The following is a 13,873-nucleotide window of genomic DNA, read 5'->3' on the forward strand; positions in this document are numbered from 1 at the left end:
CCGGGGCTTCGACAAGCTCAGGCTGAGCTTGTCGAAGCCCCGGCCCGGCGGCAGTCTTTACTCCGCTGCCCGCAATTGCTCCGCACCTTCCAGGTCGACGCTGACCAGCCGGCTGACCCCGCGCTCCACCATGGTCACCCCGAACAGGCGGTGCATCCGGCTCATCGTCACCGCGTTGTGGGTGACGATCAGGTATCGGGTATCGGTTTCCTTGGTCATCGCTTCCAACAGGTCGCAGAAGCGTTCGATGTTGGCATCGTCGAGCGGGGCATCGACTTCGTCGAGCACGCAGATCGGGGCGGGGTTGGTCAGGAACAGCGCGAAGATCAGAGCTACCGCGGTCAGCGCCTGTTCCCCACCCGAAAGCAGGGTCAGAGAGGTCAGGCGCTTGCCCGGCGGCTGGGCGTAAATCTCCAGCCCGGCTTCCAGCGGATCGTCGCTGTCAACCAGCGCGAGGTGCGCCTGACCGCCCTCGAACAGTTTGGAGAACAGCCGCTGGAAGTGCGTGTTCACCGCTTCGAAGGCTGCGCGCAACCGCTCGCGGCCTTCGCGGTTGAGATTGCCGATCGAGCCGCGCAGGCGGTTGACCGCTTCGGCCAGTTCGGCCTGTTCGGCGATGCTGGCAGAATGGCGCCCTTCGATCTCGGCCAGTTCATCGGCCGCGACCAGGTTCACCGGCCCCAGCCGCTCACGATCGGCAACCAGCTTGTCATGCTCGGCGCTTTCCTGGCCCGATGGGCCAACTTCGGCAGCGATGAATTCAAACCGTTCGGGCAGCAGCGGCGGCGGGCACTGGAAGCGTTCGCCGGAAATGCCTGCCATCTCGGCGCGCCGGGCCTCTTCATTTTCGGCCCGGGCGGCTGCCCCGGCGCGGGCTTCGCGTGAAGTAGCAAGCGCCTCGTTGGCTTCGGCAAAGCGGCTCTCGACTGCGCGGGCGGCATCGCCCAATTCGTTCACCTTGGTCTCCGCCTTGGCGAGTTCGGCGGTAAGGCGTGTGCGCACTTCGTCACCGGCCTCGATCTCACGGGTCAGGCTGGCCGGCTTGGCCGCGATGACCGCGCGTTCCTCGGCGATCTCTTCCGAGCGGCGGGTCATTTCACTGAGCCGGCTCGCAGCGTCCCCGGCTCGGGCCTGCCAGCCCTTGATGTCGCCGCGCTGAGCGTTGCAGCGCTCCCGCGCGACGGCAAGACCCTGGTCATGCGATGCCAGCGCGGCAGTTGCCGACTGCAAGCCTTGCCGCGCGGCGTCGTGCCGGGCCTGAGCCGCAGCAAGCTGCGCGCGGCCTGATGCGGGATCGGGCAGCTCGGCCCGCCGTGCGTGGGCTGCGGCAAGCTCCGCTTCGGCGGTTTTGCGCTGTTCGGCCAGGTCTCCCGCTGCTTCGGCCAGTTCGGCGCGGCGGGCCTCAAGCCGGGTCTTTGCCGCTTCGGCCTGGTCAACGGCGCGCAGGGCGGCGCGCTCGGCTTCCGATGCCTCGGCTACAGCGCGTTCAGAGGCGATTACCGCCAGTTGCAATTCGGACAGCTCGGCCTGGACCGTGGCCGCATTGGCTTCAGCTTCCTCCACCAGCGCGCGCTTGCCCGGAAGGTCCGCTTCCAGCGCGGTCAGGCGGTTCTCTGCTTCCAGCCGTGCCGCTTCCGCCGCACCTTCGCCCTGGGAGACAAAACCATCCCAGCGGCGGATGCGGCCTGCCCGCGTGACCAGCCATTCCCCTGGACCCAGCGCGCGGCCATCGTCGTCCTCGGCAACGTGGACCAGCGCGAGGCGGGCCTTGAGTTGGTCTGGGCACTGGTTGACGTGGGCGCCCAGGCTGTCCTTCACGGGTTTGGGGGCGGTGGCGCCCGTCCAGAAGCGCCCGTCTTCGCCGATCGGGGCCTGACCGACCGGCGCCTTGGCATCGCGGCCCAGCACGGCGGCAATGGCACGCTCATAACCCGGCGCGGCACGCACCTGGTCAAGCGCGACGGGCAGCCCGTGCTTGCCGCTGGCCTGCCTGGCACGGGCATCACGATCGCGCACCAGCGCCTGCCATTCGCGTTCGATACCAGCCAGTTCTGCCTTGGCTGAAGCGAGGGCCGAGGAAGCAGCATCGCGCGCGGCTTGCAATTCGCCCTTGCGGGCCTGCTGGGTCTCGACAGCAGCGCGGGCCGCGATCAGTGTTTCGGCGGCGGCATCGCGGGCCTGCTCGGCCGCGGCGAGCGCAGCCAGCGGATCGCCTTCGCGGGCAAGCGCAGCCTTCAATTCCTCTTGCCGGCGGGCTTCGGCATCCAGCCGCGAAAGGCGCTGCTGGGCGGCGGCAACTTCGGCTTCGGCCACCCGCCATTCGGCTTCGACCCCGGCCTGGTCGGCAGTTGCCTTGGCCAGCGCCAGCTCGGCCTGGCGGAGGTTTCGGTCGGCATCTTCCAGCGCGGCGGCGACCAGCGGGCGGCGCTTCTCTTCGGCCTCAAGGCGTTCCTCACCCTCGGCCAGTTCGCGTTCCAACTTGGCCAAAGCGGTTGCGGCATCGCGGGTCAGCCGATCGGCATCGCCTTTGTCCGCCTCAAGCCGTGCTTGCTGCCGGTCAAGGTCGTTCAGCCGCTCTTCTGCGGCCTCAAGTTGCGTGGTCAGCGCGGCCATGCGGTGGCCGTGCGCCGTGGCATCGTCGCGCCGGTCTGCCAGTTCATCGCGCGCTTCGGCCAGCGCAGCGGCCGCTTCGTGCTGGGCCTTTTGCGCCTCAGCCATGGCGGTCTGGGCCGCGGAAACCCGGGCCTCTGCAGCCTGGGCTTCGGCCCGGGCAGCTTCGGCAGCAGCGGCGGCATCGCGCCAGCGGGCAAAGACCAGCCGTGCCTCGGCCAGCCGAATCTTGTCAGACAGCGCGGTATAGCGTTCCGCAGCGCGCGCCTGACGGCGCAGCGATCCAATCTGCGTATCGAGCTGGCCCATCAGGTCTTCCAGCCGCGCCAGGTTCGCCTCGGTCGCGCGGAGTTTCTGCTCGGCATCCTTGCGCCGAACATGGAGACCCGCGATCCCCGCTGCCTCTTCCAGCATCATCCGCCGTTCGGCTGGCTTGGCCGCAATCACTGCGGCGATTTTGCCCTGACTGACCAGCGCGGGGGAGTGGGCACCGGTCGCGGCATCGGCGAAGACCAGGGCGACATCCTTGGCGCGGACATCCCGCCCGTTGACGCGGTAGGCCGATCCAGCGCCGCGTTCGATCCGACGGACAACTTCCAGATCGCTGTCGTTGTCACCCGAATCGGCCAGCAACACGACTTCGGCGAAATCGCGCGGCGGGCGCTGGGCCGTGCCAGCGAAGATCACGTCTTCCATCCCGCCGCCGCGCATCGATTTGGGCGAGCTTTCGCCCATGACCCAGCGGATTGCTTCAAGCAGGTTGGACTTGCCGCAGCCGTTGGGGCCGACCACGCCGGTCAGCCCCGGCTCGATATGCAGCTCAGCCGGCTCAACGAAGCTTTTGAAGCCTGAAAGTTTGAGCCGCTTGATCCGCATGGCGCTAAGCTGGTGCCCCTCCTGGCCCCGGTTTAGCGGGCGCCAGCCTTTTCGAGCGCAACCTTGACCGCTTCCCAGGTGTTCCCATCAAGCTTGGTGCCGTTGAGGAAGAAGGTTGGCGTGCCGGTGATGTTCAGTTCCTGCCCAGCCTTGTTGGTCGCTTCGACCAGCTTGGTGGCCTTGGCCGTATCCGCGAGGCAAATCTTGGCCTGATCGGCCGCAATCCCGCGCGAAGCGAAGAAGCTGTCCATTTCGCCGGCCTGGGCGATTGCGGCAAAGCGCTGCTCGGGTGGCAGCTGCCCAGCCGCATTCAGCGCGGCTTCGTTGGATTGCAGGTTGGCGAACATGTTCTTCTGCCAGCCCCAGAACTGCTCTGCCAGCGGCAGTGCCGCTTCGGGTGCTCCGCAGGTGGCAAGGAGGGTGGCCGGGACGTCCAGTGCATTCAGCATGAAGAAGCGAACTTCGTAGCTGACGCGGCCGCTGGCGATGAAGTTGTCGCGCAGTTCGGCAGCGCTCATTTCCGCGAACTCGGCGCAGTGTGAGCAGCTGAGTGCGCCATATTCGACCAGCTTGATCGGCGCATCGGGATTGCCCATGCGATAGCCGCCTTCGGGCGTGACGGCATAGGTATCGGCCCAGCTGGCACCCGCAGGCGGCGCGATCTTGGCAATCGGTTCACCGTTCGTGACAGCCGCAGCGGACCCTTCGTCCTTCTTGCCGCAAGCAGCAAGGGCAATGGCCATGGTGGCAGCGATGAGAGCCTTGGTGGCAAAACGGGTTTTGGCAGCAGTCATGATTCGCAAAAATCCTCTGGATTTGAACCGCTGAGGCTAGCCCAGCGGCTGAAAAGCGGAAAGGCGCGGATGGTTGACCCACAGCCTTACCCACAGGGGTGTCAGACAAAACCTTTCATGGTCGCGGCCAACACTTCGCGCAAGGCCGGCCAGGTGTTGGCCTGGACTGGCAGGCCATTCAGCTGGAAGGCCGGGGTCCCGCGGACCCCATCCTTGTAATACGCATCTTCGGTGGACTTCTCCAGATCGCCTGCCAAGGCCTCGTCAGCCAGACATTTGTCGATCTCGGCTCGCTTGAAGCCCCGCTGTGCCAGCATGGCATAGAGCCCCAGGTCCTCGGTCATCGCCCTGACGCGCTTGTTCCAGTCTGGATCGGACCAGCGCTCCGCCTGGGCCCGGTTCGGGCTGCGAAGCCATTCGTGCTGGCGCTTCAGCAGCAGGGTGGTGTTGCCGAAAAATTTTGCCGGCGGACCGCAATAGGCAATCAAGGAAACGGTCTTGTCGATCTCGTTGAGGAAGAACGGGCGGAATTCATAGGCCACCGATCCCGGCTTGATGAACCGCTCGACCAGTTCATCGCCGCCCTGCATCTCAAAGATGCCGCAGTGGGGGCATGAGAACGAGGCATATTCAACCAGCCGGATCGCCGCGTTGGGGTTGCCGCGGACGTGGAAGCCCTCCTTGCTGAGGGTGACGGTGGCCGACCAGTCCTTTTCCTTCGGCCTGCTTGCGCCGATCAGCAGCACCGCGGCGGCCAGTGCGAGGATGCCCGAAAACAGCCCCCGCCAGCGCATTACATCCGCGCCTCAATCTGCGGCTGCAGCAGCTCCCAACCACTGGTCCCGTAAAGCAGGGCACCGTCCAGCGCGAAGCTGGGAGTGTGATCGATGCCCAGCTTGGTCCCGGCTTCGGTTCCGGCAGCCAGTCGCTGCGCCATGCCGACATCGGCCAGGCAGCGGTCAACCGTCACCCGGTCATAACCGCGGCTTGCCATGATCTGGTAGAACCGGAAATCGCTGGCAATCGCGCGGGCGCGGACGGGCAGGGCGCCCGAGGTCCAGCGGGCCTGTTGCGTCTTGCTGCTGCGCGCCAGGATGCCGATCCAGGTTGGCTGGCTGCGCATGAAGGCGCTGTGGTTCAGCGGAAACCGATCCTTTGGGCCGCAATTGGTCAGCATTGCCACGGTCAGGTCGATCGGATCGCGCACGAAATGCCGGATCTCGACGGAGACCTTGCCGCTGCGGATGTATTTCAGCTTGAGGCCGGCATCTGCTTCGCGTTCAAATTCTGCGCAGTGCGGGCAGGTGTAGCTGACCCAGGTGGTCAGCTTCACCTTGGCGGCCGGGTTGCCAAGCACGGTGCTTTGCTGCGGGGTGCGCGTGACCACGCGGTTCCAGTCCGTCGGCGGGCCCGCCCCAATCGTCAGAGAGGCAGCCGCGAGCAGCAGGGCGGGGCGGAGCAGATGCTTCAAGTTCAGTTGTCCTCGTTCTTGTCACCCAGGCTGCGCGCCAGCGATTCCAGCACTGTGCGCAGTTCCGGATCGCCGATATCGCGCAAGGAATCCCCTAATTCCACTGGAATCGGCTTGAGCGACGGCGGCGCTGCGGGTCGGCGTTCTTGAGCGGGAGGCTTCACCGCGCCCTGGCGCAGCTTGACCCGGGCCACTGCGCTATAGCCAAAGAAGCGGTTCACCCGCTCGATGATCTCGGGCGTCACATGGCTGATCAGCGGGGCGTGAGCCGGGACCACGACCAGCTCAAGGATGCCATTGCTCTTCTCCCCGGGCGGAAAGCGGATCGCTTCAGGGCTGCAAACACGGGCATGCTTTGGTCCGACAATCTCCGGCCAGCGGGTGACAACGCTGGATTGGATGAAGCCGAACCGGCGGAATGCCGTGCGGCCAACTTCGGGCATCAGTTCGGCAACACTGCGCGCCGCACCCCCGCGTGGCCGCTCATAGCGGCGCGGAGTTGTGGCTGGCTTCTTTGGGTCCCGTTCCATTGCGCCTCGCGCAATGCCATAGCGCGGGGATGGACGCTAGCGCCGACACGATCCCAACCGCTTTGCTCGACTGGTACGATAGCCAGGCGCGGGTTCTGCCATGGCGCAGCCCGCCGGGCGCGCCCGCGACAGAACCCTATCGCGTGTGGTTGTCGGAAGTGATGCTGCAGCAGACCACGGTCGCAGCGGTTGGTCCCTACTTCGCCAAGTTCCTGGCGCGCTGGCCCACGGTATCGGACCTGGCTGCGGCAGAGGATGCAGAGGTCATGGCCGCTTGGGCGGGCCTTGGTTATTACGCCCGCGCTCGCAACCTGCTGGCCTGCGCCAGGGCCGTGGCGGCGCGGGGCGGATCTTTTCCCGAAACGGAAGCTGAACTGCGGGCGCTCCCGGGGCTGGGAGCTTACACCGCGGCTGCGGTCGCCGCGATCGCCTTTGGTCAGCCGGCGACAGTAGTCGATGCCAATGTCGAACGGGTAATTGCCCGGCTCTACGCCATTGACGAGCCTCTGCCCGCAGCCCGCAAACCAATTCGTGTGCGAGCGGAACGGTTAACTCCGGCCAAACGCCCGGGGGACTTCGCCCAGGCAATGATGGACCTTGGCGCAACGGTCTGCACCCCGCGCAATCCGCGTTGCCTGCTGTGCCCGCTGGCCGATCACTGCATTGGCCGGCGCGACGGGGCCGAGCGTTTTCCGGTCAAGCCAGCCAAGGCTGCCAAGCCGCAGCGCAAGGGGCGTGCCTTCTGGATCACGCGCGATCATGCGGTCTGGCTGGTGCAGCGCCCCGGGCTGGGCATGCTGGGCGGCATGCGGGCGCTGCCTGACGATGGCTGGTCGGCGCGCAGCGATGGTTCGGCCATCGCGCCGCTGGTTGGCACCTGGTCGGCCGCAGGGCTGGTCCGCCACAGCTTCACCCATTTCGATCTCGATTTGCAATTGATGCTTTATTCGGGCGGCGATTTGGATAGGCTGGAGGGCGACAGTGGCGAATGGTGGCCGCTTGACCGGATCGCAGAAGCCGGCCTGCCCACCCTGTTCGCCAAGGCAGCGCGCCTGGCGCTGGCACAACGATAGAACCTGGGAGAATGACCTTGCACCATCATGACGCCATCGCGCTTTCGCGCCGCAACCTGCTGCGCTCAACCGTGCTGCTGGGTGCCGGGGCGGCCATTGGCACCCTGCCGTTTGGCAGCCAGTTGGCTCATGCTGCATCGTCCGTCGGTTTCGAGGCGCGCTGGCCCAAGGTAACGGCCATGCTCGAAAAGTATGTCAGCAGGCAGAGCGTGGCCGGCATGGTCGCGGCGCTTGGCTGGGGCGACAAGGATCCCGGCTTCATCGTTCGCGGCAAGGAAGCCTTCGACGATCCCGACGACGTGGGCGAAAGCAGCCTGTTCCGCGCCTATTCGCAGACCAAGCCGGTCACCGGTATGGCTGCAATGATGCTGATCGATGATCGCAAGCTGAAGCTTGATCAGCCGGTTGCCGATTTCATTCCCGAATTCGCCAATATGCAGGTGGCGATTGATCCGAAGAACAGCCTGGAATCGCTTCCTGCCAAAAACCAGATCACGATCCGCCACCTGCTGACCCACACGGCCGGCCTCGGCTATTCCGGGGTTGGCAAGGACAAGGTGAGCGCGGAGCTGCTGCGCTTGGGCGTGACCCCGGCAGTGCTCTCGCGCATGAAGATTCCGGGCATGCCGGTCAGCCCGCCGACCCCGGGGCCAGATGAATTCGTCAAGCTGGCGGCAACGGTTCCGCTGGTTTCTGAACCTGGGACCGAATGGCACTATTCGATGAGCCTCGACGTGTTGGGGGTGGTCATCCAGCGCGCGTCAGGTGCGAAAAGCTTTGAAGCCTTCCTGCAAGAGCGGATGTTCGATCCGATCGGCATGAAGAGCAGCTACTTCCAGGTGCCAGCCAGCGAAGTTCATCGGCTTACGGGCAATTATGGCCTGATGGGTGGATTCCCGATCCCGATCGATCCGGGCAAGAGCTCGATCTACCTTGATCGCCCGGCCTTTGCCTTTGGCGGGTCAGGGCTGGTCTGCTCGCCAGCGGACTACGATCGCTTCCTCAAGATGATCGCCAATGCCGGCATGGTCGGCACCAAGCGGGTGATGGGCGCGGCCGCCGTGGCGCTGGGGACCAGCAACCTGCTGCCCGACGGAGTCGAAACCAAGGGCACCTTCATCGAAGGCGCAGGTAATGGTGCCGGTGGCCGGTCGGGCATGGGCCGCGATGCCGGAACCTATGGCTGGGGCGGGGCGGCTGGCACGGTTGGCTTCGTCAACACGCGGCTTGGCCTGCGCGCCGGTGTCTATACCCAGTACATGCCGTCCGAAGCCTTGCCGATCCATGCCGAATTCCCGGTAACGGTGCTGGCCGATCTGGCGGCGATGCGCGGGGCATGAGTACGGCGATTGCCTTTGCCGGATCGCCTATCGATCGGGCTGACCATATCCGCGCCAATCCCGATGCCCTGGCCGGGCTGATGGATTGGCGGGCGCGCCTGCTCAAGCTGGACGGGCTCGATCCGGTGATCTCGGTCGATGGTCGGCTTGAATGGGGCACGCTGGCCGATGCCGCGCCGGACAGTGAGCTGGTCTTTCTCGGGATTGCAGGGGGCAAGGGATGCTTTGCCGAGGTTGCGCCCAATTTGGGCGGGTCGGTGGCTCCGGCCAATCCCCGGCTGTGGGCGGCGATGGCCTCGCTCGATGCCGGCGAACTGGCAACCTACGGCGGCGCGCGCAGCCTGGTTGACTGGCACGCCCGGCACCGCTTCTGCGCGCGCTGCGGTTCATCCACAACATTGACCAAGGGCGGCTGGCAGCGATCCTGCACCAGCGATGGCTGCAAGGCCGAGCATTTCCCCCGGGTCGATCCGGTAACGATCATGCTGGTTGAGCATCAGGGTAACCTGCTGCTGGGGCGTCAGCCGCGCTTTCCGCCGCGGCGCTTTTCGGCGTTGGCCGGGTTCGTCGAGCCGGGTGAGAGCATCGAAGATGCCGTCGCCCGCGAAGTGCATGAGGAAGCGGGATTGGTGGTGCGCGACGTGACCTATGTTGCCAGCCAGCCGTGGCCATTCCCTTCCAGCCTGATGATTGGCTGCCATAGCCATGCCGACAGCGCCGACCTGACGATCGACACGACCGAACTGGAAGAAGCCCGCTGGTTTTCGCGGGCGGAGATTATCGCTGCCATGGCCGGCGATGACGATGCGGCCTTTATCGCCCCTCCGCCGCACGCGGTGGCGCATTACCTGCTCAAATGGTGGCTTGAACAATGACCCAGCCAGCGAAGGTAACCATCGACATTTGGTCCGATGTGATGTGCCCCTGGTGCATCATCGGTTACGCGCAGCTGCAAAAGGGGCTGGCCACGCTGCAGGGCGAGGTTGAGGCGGAAGTGCGCTGGCATGCCTTCCAGCTCAATCCCGATATGCCTGCCGAGGGTGAGGAACAGCAGGCGCACATCGCCCGGAAATATGGCCGGACGCCCGATCAGATGGCCGGGGCACGGTCGCAGATGAAGGAAATTGGCGCTCGGGCCGGTTATTCGTTCGACTACGTGGGCGAGGGGGAGGCACCCGAAGCACGGCTGTGGAACACCGAAAAGGCGCACAAGCTGCTGCTCTGGACCCTCGCCCAATATGGTCCGGAAAAGCAGACCGTGCTCAAGCTTGCGCTGTTTGACGCGCACTTCCAGCAGCGCCGCAATGTTTCCGATCCGGCAGTTCTGGGCGATGTTGCGGAAAGCATCGGCATTGATCGCGTCAGCGCGACTGCGGCAATCGACAATGCTGTGCTGGGGCAGCAAGTGCTGGAGGAACAGCGCATAGCCTATGACATGAATGTCACCGGGGTCCCGGCAATGGTGGTCAATGGCAAATACATGATCCCCGGCGCGCAGGATCCGGAAACCTACGCCAACGCCCTGCGCCGCGTGATCGCGCGCGAGGCTGAACTGGCGGCGCGGGCGGGATGAGGCCTAGTTTGGCCAGTAGACGTATTCGTCGCCTGACTTGAACCGTTGGGCCATGGTCTTGTCGACCATGATCGCGTTGTCGGTGGTTGAGGCATAGAGCGGTGGCTTGCGGCCCTGTTGGTGGCGCGCGAGCAGCGACTTTAGCTCAGCCACCTTGGCAGGCTGCGCCGCGGCAAGGTTGCGGCGCTCTGTCGGATCGGCCTTCAGATCGAACAACCAGACCTTGCCTTGCTTGCCATTGACCTGAAGTTTCCAGTCACCTGCGCGAACGACCTGATAATAGCCGCTGTTCCAATAGAGCGCATCGTCTGGCCGCGTGATTCGGGCCTGCCGCTCTGCTGCCGGTAGCAGGTTCTGCCCGTCAATGGTCACGCCCTGCGGCAGTTTGGCGCCAGCGGCGGCGGCAATCGTCGGCATCAGGTCGATATGGTGGGCGGGCTGGCCAACCTGCGTTCCCGGCTGGATGTGGCCGGGCCAGGCCATGAACAGCGGCACCCGGATGCCGCCTTCGAAAAATGTGATCTTGAAACCCCGGTAAGGCGCGTTGATCCCATCGATGCCGATATAGCCCGGCCCGCCGTTATCGCTGGAAAGCACGATCATGGTGTTCTTAGAAAGGCCCAGCCGATCCAGCTCGCCCTGGATGCGACCAACACTGCGGTCGAGTGCGCGCAGCATCGCGGCATAGACGCGCAGCCGGTGCGGCTTGATGTTGCCAACCGCCTCGTAGTCTGCCTTGGTCGCCTGGAGCGGCGTGTGAACGCCCCAGTGGCCCAGATAAAGGAAAAACGGCCGGTTGCGATTGGCCTGGATCACCTTAATCGACTGGTCGGTCCAGTAATCTGCGAGGTAACCGCCGGGCGCGAACCAGGGGCCATTGTTGTAAGAGGTCGCGTAGCGCATCGAAGCCCAAAGGAAGCGGTCGATTGGATCGAAATCGATCTTGGCGTTGACCGCATTGGGATCGTCCTCGGGCAGATGAAGCCCGCTTTCCATCATCAGGCTTTCGTCAAAGCCCTGGTCATTGGGGTGGAATCCCTTGGCATTGCCGAGGTGCCACTTGCCGATGTGGACCGTGTGATAGCCCCGCGATTGCAGCACTTCGGCCAGAGTGATTTCGCTGCCAGGCAGGCCCTCACCGGAAAAGCCGGGATTGGCGGAATCGGCATCGGCGTCGTAGATCACTGGCGGAAGATCGCCGCGGATGTCGTCTGCCACCATTTTCACGATCCGGCCCATGCGGGGCGGCGTGGGCGTGTATTCAAAGCCGGTGCGCGTGGGATAGCGGCCTGTCATGATCTGGGCACGCGATACGGCGCAGGTTGCGCTCCCGGAATAGGCCTGGTTGAACTGCGCGCCGCTGGCTGCAAGCCGGTCAATGTTGGGGGTCGGCACGACGCCGCCAGCCACGCCTTTGCCGGTTGCGGTAAGGTCATTTATGCCCAGATCATCCAACAGGATGAAAACTACATTGGGCGGGCGCTGATCCAGCGGGGTGGCGGCCTGGGCTGGTCCCTGCTGCCATTCGACTGGCCGATTAGGGGCAATCTCGTGCGACATCTGGCGCGCTGCGAGAGCGAGGATGAGTTCGGTCCGGTTGGCATAGCCGACCGTGGCCAGGGCCGCCGCCGGCAGGGTGAGGCCCAGGGTCCATTTCTGCCACCGCTTCATGCCCCGCTCCCTTGATTTGCTCGTTAAACCAGGCCCAACCGCGCGAGATCAGCCGCAATATGACCGGGCAGGACCTCGCCGCCATCCTCACCACTGCCGAGATCGCGCGGCGCATCTGCGTCCTCTAGATAACGCCAGCCCTGATGCGCTCTTTTTGGCCGTGGCGCGACGTCGATCAGCTTGGCGGCGATGACGATATTGGTTCGGCCACCATCGGTTTCCTCGAAACGCAGGATCGGACTGCGCATCACCAGCTGGTGCTTAAAGATCCAGAACAGCGAACCGCCGGGCACAATCTCTTCATGTCGCTTGGGCAGATAGCGGGTCGTCAACCTCGCTTCGCCACCTCTGCTGGCGAACCAGCTGCGGATTTCGTCAAGTGATTGCGCTCCGTAGGCCACTTTGGTGAGGTGCAGCGGCATGGTTCAGCCAACCAGTCCGGATGCCACGGCGAGTCCGAGGAAGGCGAAGAAGCCCATCGAGTCCGTAATCATCGTTACGAAGACCGAACTCGCTACGGCCGGGTCCTGGCCCAGGCGGTCCAGCGTCACCGGCACGACCACCCCTGCAAGGCCTGCGGTGATGATGTTGACCACAACCGCCGTTCCAATCACCACACCGAGCAGCGGATTGGCAAAGACCATTGCGGTGGCAACGCCGATCAGCACGGCCACGGTGGCACCATTCAGCAAGGCCACGCGAAATTCGCGCAACAGGATGCGCGTCGTATTCGTGCGGGTCAGCTGATTGGTGGCAAGTGCGCGCACTGCGACAGCCATGGTCTGCGTCCCGGCATTGCCCCCGATTGAGGCCACCATTGGCGAGAGCGCCGCCAGCGCCACTAGCTTTTCGATTGCTCCGCCGAAGTTGCTGATGATCGTCGCGCCCAACAATGCCGTCGCAAGATTGGCGATCAGCCATCTTACTCGGGCGACGTAGGAATCCCGGATTGGCTCGTTAATGTCGCCATCACCGGCACCCGACAGCAGCAGCACGTCCTCGCCGGCTTCTTCCTGGATGATGTGGACCACGTCGTCGACGGTGATCTGGCCAACCAAGCGACCATCGGCATCGACCACGGCGGCAGAGATCAGCGCGTATTTCTGGAACCGCAGCGCGACTTCTTCCTGGTCCATCGTCACAGGGATAAGGGTCTGGTCACGTTGCATTACGTCGGTCAGTGCGATCGAACGCGGGGTGCGCAAAATCCAGCTGAGCGCGCAGGTCCCGACCGGGTGAAAGCGAGCGTCGACGATGAAAACTTCCCAGAATTCGTTGGCCAGTTCGCCAGATTCGCGCAGGAAATCGATCAGGTCGCCCACGGTCATGTGTTCCGGCACCGCGACGAAATCGCGGCTCATCAGGCGGCCGGCGGATTCTTCCGGATAGGACAGCGCCGTCTCGATCGCGGCGCGATCCTCGGGCTCCATTTCGGCGAGGACAGCCTGCTGGTCTTCCTCGTCGAGGTCTTCCAACATGGCGACAGCATCGTCAGTGTCGAGCTGTTCGGCGATGTCGGCAACAGTTTCTGCGGGCAGCTGCTCGACGATGTCCTCGCGCACATAGTCGTTAAGCTCGGCATAGACCTCGCTGCCCATCAGATCGCTGATCGCCAGGGCCAGAGCAGGGCGCTCGTCAGAATCGAGCAACTCAAACAGGTCGGCAATGTCGGCCGGGTGCAGGCCTTCGACCATGCCATAGACCGCATCGTTTTCGCCTGCATCCAGGCTGTCACGCACCCGTCGAACGAATTCGGGCTTCAGCGTGTTTTCGGCGTCGAGGCTTTCGCTCTCATGCGCGGCTTCCACCGCATTCGCGGCGGCTTCCTGCAATTCGAGATCGAGCTTGTCTGCTGTCATGATCGGGCCGGTCTAGGCGGGTCACCGGCTTTTGCAAGCCGGGTTCCGGCTTGAGGCGTGACTTTGTCCCAAGCGG

12 protein-coding genes are annotated in these 13,873 nt (G+C 64.6%); 4 read left to right on the forward strand and 8 right to left on the reverse strand.

From position 1 onward, the window contains the following. Window positions 1-57 precede the first annotated feature (57 nt). From RQP55_RS08105 to RQP55_RS08125, 5 genes are all read right to left on the reverse strand, one after another. Window positions 58-3,486: a chromosome segregation SMC family protein gene (locus RQP55_RS08105; RefSeq protein ID WP_315609683.1), complete on the reverse strand. Its 3,429-nt coding sequence runs from the start codon at window positions 3,484-3,486 to the stop codon at window positions 58-60. A 32-nt stretch (window positions 3,487-3,518) separates the two neighbouring features. Further along, entirely contained in the window at window positions 3,519-4,280 is a 762-nt protein-coding gene (locus RQP55_RS08110) for a thioredoxin domain-containing protein (protein ID WP_315609684.1), read from the reverse strand. Between the two features lie 101 nt (window positions 4,281-4,381). Continuing rightward, on the reverse strand, window positions 4,382-5,074 hold the full coding sequence (locus RQP55_RS08115; RefSeq protein WP_315609685.1) for a thioredoxin domain-containing protein: 693 nt from the start codon (window positions 5,072-5,074) through the stop codon (window positions 4,382-4,384). Next, window positions 5,074-5,751 carry a DsbA family protein gene (locus tag RQP55_RS08120; protein WP_315609686.1) on the reverse strand — a complete coding sequence of 226 codons (678 nt, stop codon included), beginning with the start codon at window positions 5,749-5,751 and terminating at the stop codon, window positions 5,074-5,076. The genes RQP55_RS08115 and RQP55_RS08120 overlap by 1 nt, the downstream gene beginning before the upstream one ends. Before the next feature lie 2 nt (window positions 5,752-5,753). Further along, window positions 5,754-6,281 (reverse strand): DUF721 domain-containing protein, encoded by a 528-nt coding sequence (locus RQP55_RS08125; protein ID WP_315609687.1) that lies wholly within the window; start codon window positions 6,279-6,281, stop codon window positions 5,754-5,756. A gap of 29 nt (window positions 6,282-6,310) precedes the next feature. Here RQP55_RS08125 and mutY point away from each other — a divergent pair, with 29 nt between their 5' ends. The 4 genes from mutY to RQP55_RS08145 are packed head-to-tail and all read left to right on the forward strand — an operon-like array spanning window position 6,311 to window position 10,267. Continuing rightward, the gene (gene mutY / locus RQP55_RS08130; protein ID WP_315609688.1) at window positions 6,311-7,354 is read left to right on the forward strand and encodes an A/G-specific adenine glycosylase; all 1,044 of its coding nucleotides are present in this window, start codon (window positions 6,311-6,313) and stop codon (window positions 7,352-7,354) included. Between the two features lie 11 nt (window positions 7,355-7,365). Beyond that, window positions 7,366-8,694, forward strand: coding sequence for a serine hydrolase domain-containing protein (locus RQP55_RS08135; protein WP_315609689.1), 1,329 nt, complete (start codon window positions 7,366-7,368; stop codon window positions 8,692-8,694). Then, window positions 8,691-9,569, forward strand: a complete 879-nt coding sequence (gene nudC / locus RQP55_RS08140) for an NAD(+) diphosphatase (protein WP_315609690.1) — start codon at window positions 8,691-8,693, stop codon at window positions 9,567-9,569. Before RQP55_RS08135 ends, nudC begins: the two co-directional genes overlap by 4 nt. Beyond that, complete coding sequence (locus RQP55_RS08145; RefSeq protein ID WP_315609691.1) at window positions 9,566-10,267, forward strand: DsbA family oxidoreductase; 702 nt, start codon at window positions 9,566-9,568, stop codon at window positions 10,265-10,267. Before nudC ends, RQP55_RS08145 begins: the two co-directional genes overlap by 4 nt. Before the next feature lie 3 nt (window positions 10,268-10,270). Here RQP55_RS08145 and RQP55_RS08150 read toward each other — a convergent pair whose 3' ends face one another. From RQP55_RS08150 to mgtE, 3 genes are read right to left on the reverse strand one after another with little or no spacing between them, the layout of a single operon-like run. Continuing rightward, window positions 10,271-11,938 carry a sulfatase-like hydrolase/transferase gene (locus RQP55_RS08150; protein ID WP_315609692.1) on the reverse strand — a complete coding sequence of 556 codons (1,668 nt, stop codon included), beginning with the start codon at window positions 11,936-11,938 and terminating at the stop codon, window positions 10,271-10,273. A 23-nt stretch (window positions 11,939-11,961) separates the two neighbouring features. After that, entirely contained in the window at window positions 11,962-12,360 is a 399-nt protein-coding gene (locus tag RQP55_RS08155) for a DUF1489 domain-containing protein (RefSeq protein ID WP_315609693.1), read from the reverse strand. A gap of 3 nt (window positions 12,361-12,363) precedes the next feature. Continuing rightward, window positions 12,364-13,797: a magnesium transporter gene (mgtE, locus tag RQP55_RS08160; protein WP_315609694.1), complete on the reverse strand. Its 1,434-nt coding sequence runs from the start codon at window positions 13,795-13,797 to the stop codon at window positions 12,364-12,366. Window positions 13,798-13,873 lie beyond the last annotated feature (76 nt).

Source organism: Novosphingobium sp. APW14 (assembly GCF_032337075.1).
Taxonomy (GTDB): Bacteria; Pseudomonadota; Alphaproteobacteria; order Sphingomonadales; family Sphingomonadaceae; genus Novosphingobium.

Bases quoted from the DNA above. Each gene is read 5' to 3' on its own strand.
- mgtE (WP_315609694.1), bottom strand. From the start codon at position 13,797: ATGACAGCAGACAAGCTCGATCTCGAATTGCAGGAAGCCGCCGCGAAT.
- RQP55_RS08125 (WP_315609687.1), bottom strand. From the start codon at position 6,281: ATGGAACGGGACCCAAAGAAGCCAGCCACAACTCCGCGCCGCTATGAG.
- RQP55_RS08155 (WP_315609693.1), bottom strand. From the start codon at position 12,360: ATGCCGCTGCACCTCACCAAAGTGGCCTACGGAGCGCAATCACTTGAC.
- mutY (WP_315609688.1), top strand. From the start codon at position 6,311: ATGGACGCTAGCGCCGACACGATCCCAACCGCTTTGCTCGACTGGTAC.
- nudC (WP_315609690.1), top strand. From the start codon at position 8,691: ATGAGTACGGCGATTGCCTTTGCCGGATCGCCTATCGATCGGGCTGAC.
- RQP55_RS08110 (WP_315609684.1), bottom strand. From the start codon at position 4,280: ATGACTGCTGCCAAAACCCGTTTTGCCACCAAGGCTCTCATCGCTGCC.
- RQP55_RS08115 (WP_315609685.1), bottom strand. From the start codon at position 5,074: ATGCGCTGGCGGGGGCTGTTTTCGGGCATCCTCGCACTGGCCGCCGCG.
- RQP55_RS08135 (WP_315609689.1), top strand. From the start codon at position 7,366: ATGACCTTGCACCATCATGACGCCATCGCGCTTTCGCGCCGCAACCTG.
- RQP55_RS08145 (WP_315609691.1), top strand. From the start codon at position 9,566: ATGACCCAGCCAGCGAAGGTAACCATCGACATTTGGTCCGATGTGATG.
- RQP55_RS08150 (WP_315609692.1), bottom strand. From the start codon at position 11,938: ATGAAGCGGTGGCAGAAATGGACCCTGGGCCTCACCCTGCCGGCGGCG.
- RQP55_RS08105 (WP_315609683.1), bottom strand. From the start codon at position 3,486: ATGCGGATCAAGCGGCTCAAACTTTCAGGCTTCAAAAGCTTCGTTGAG.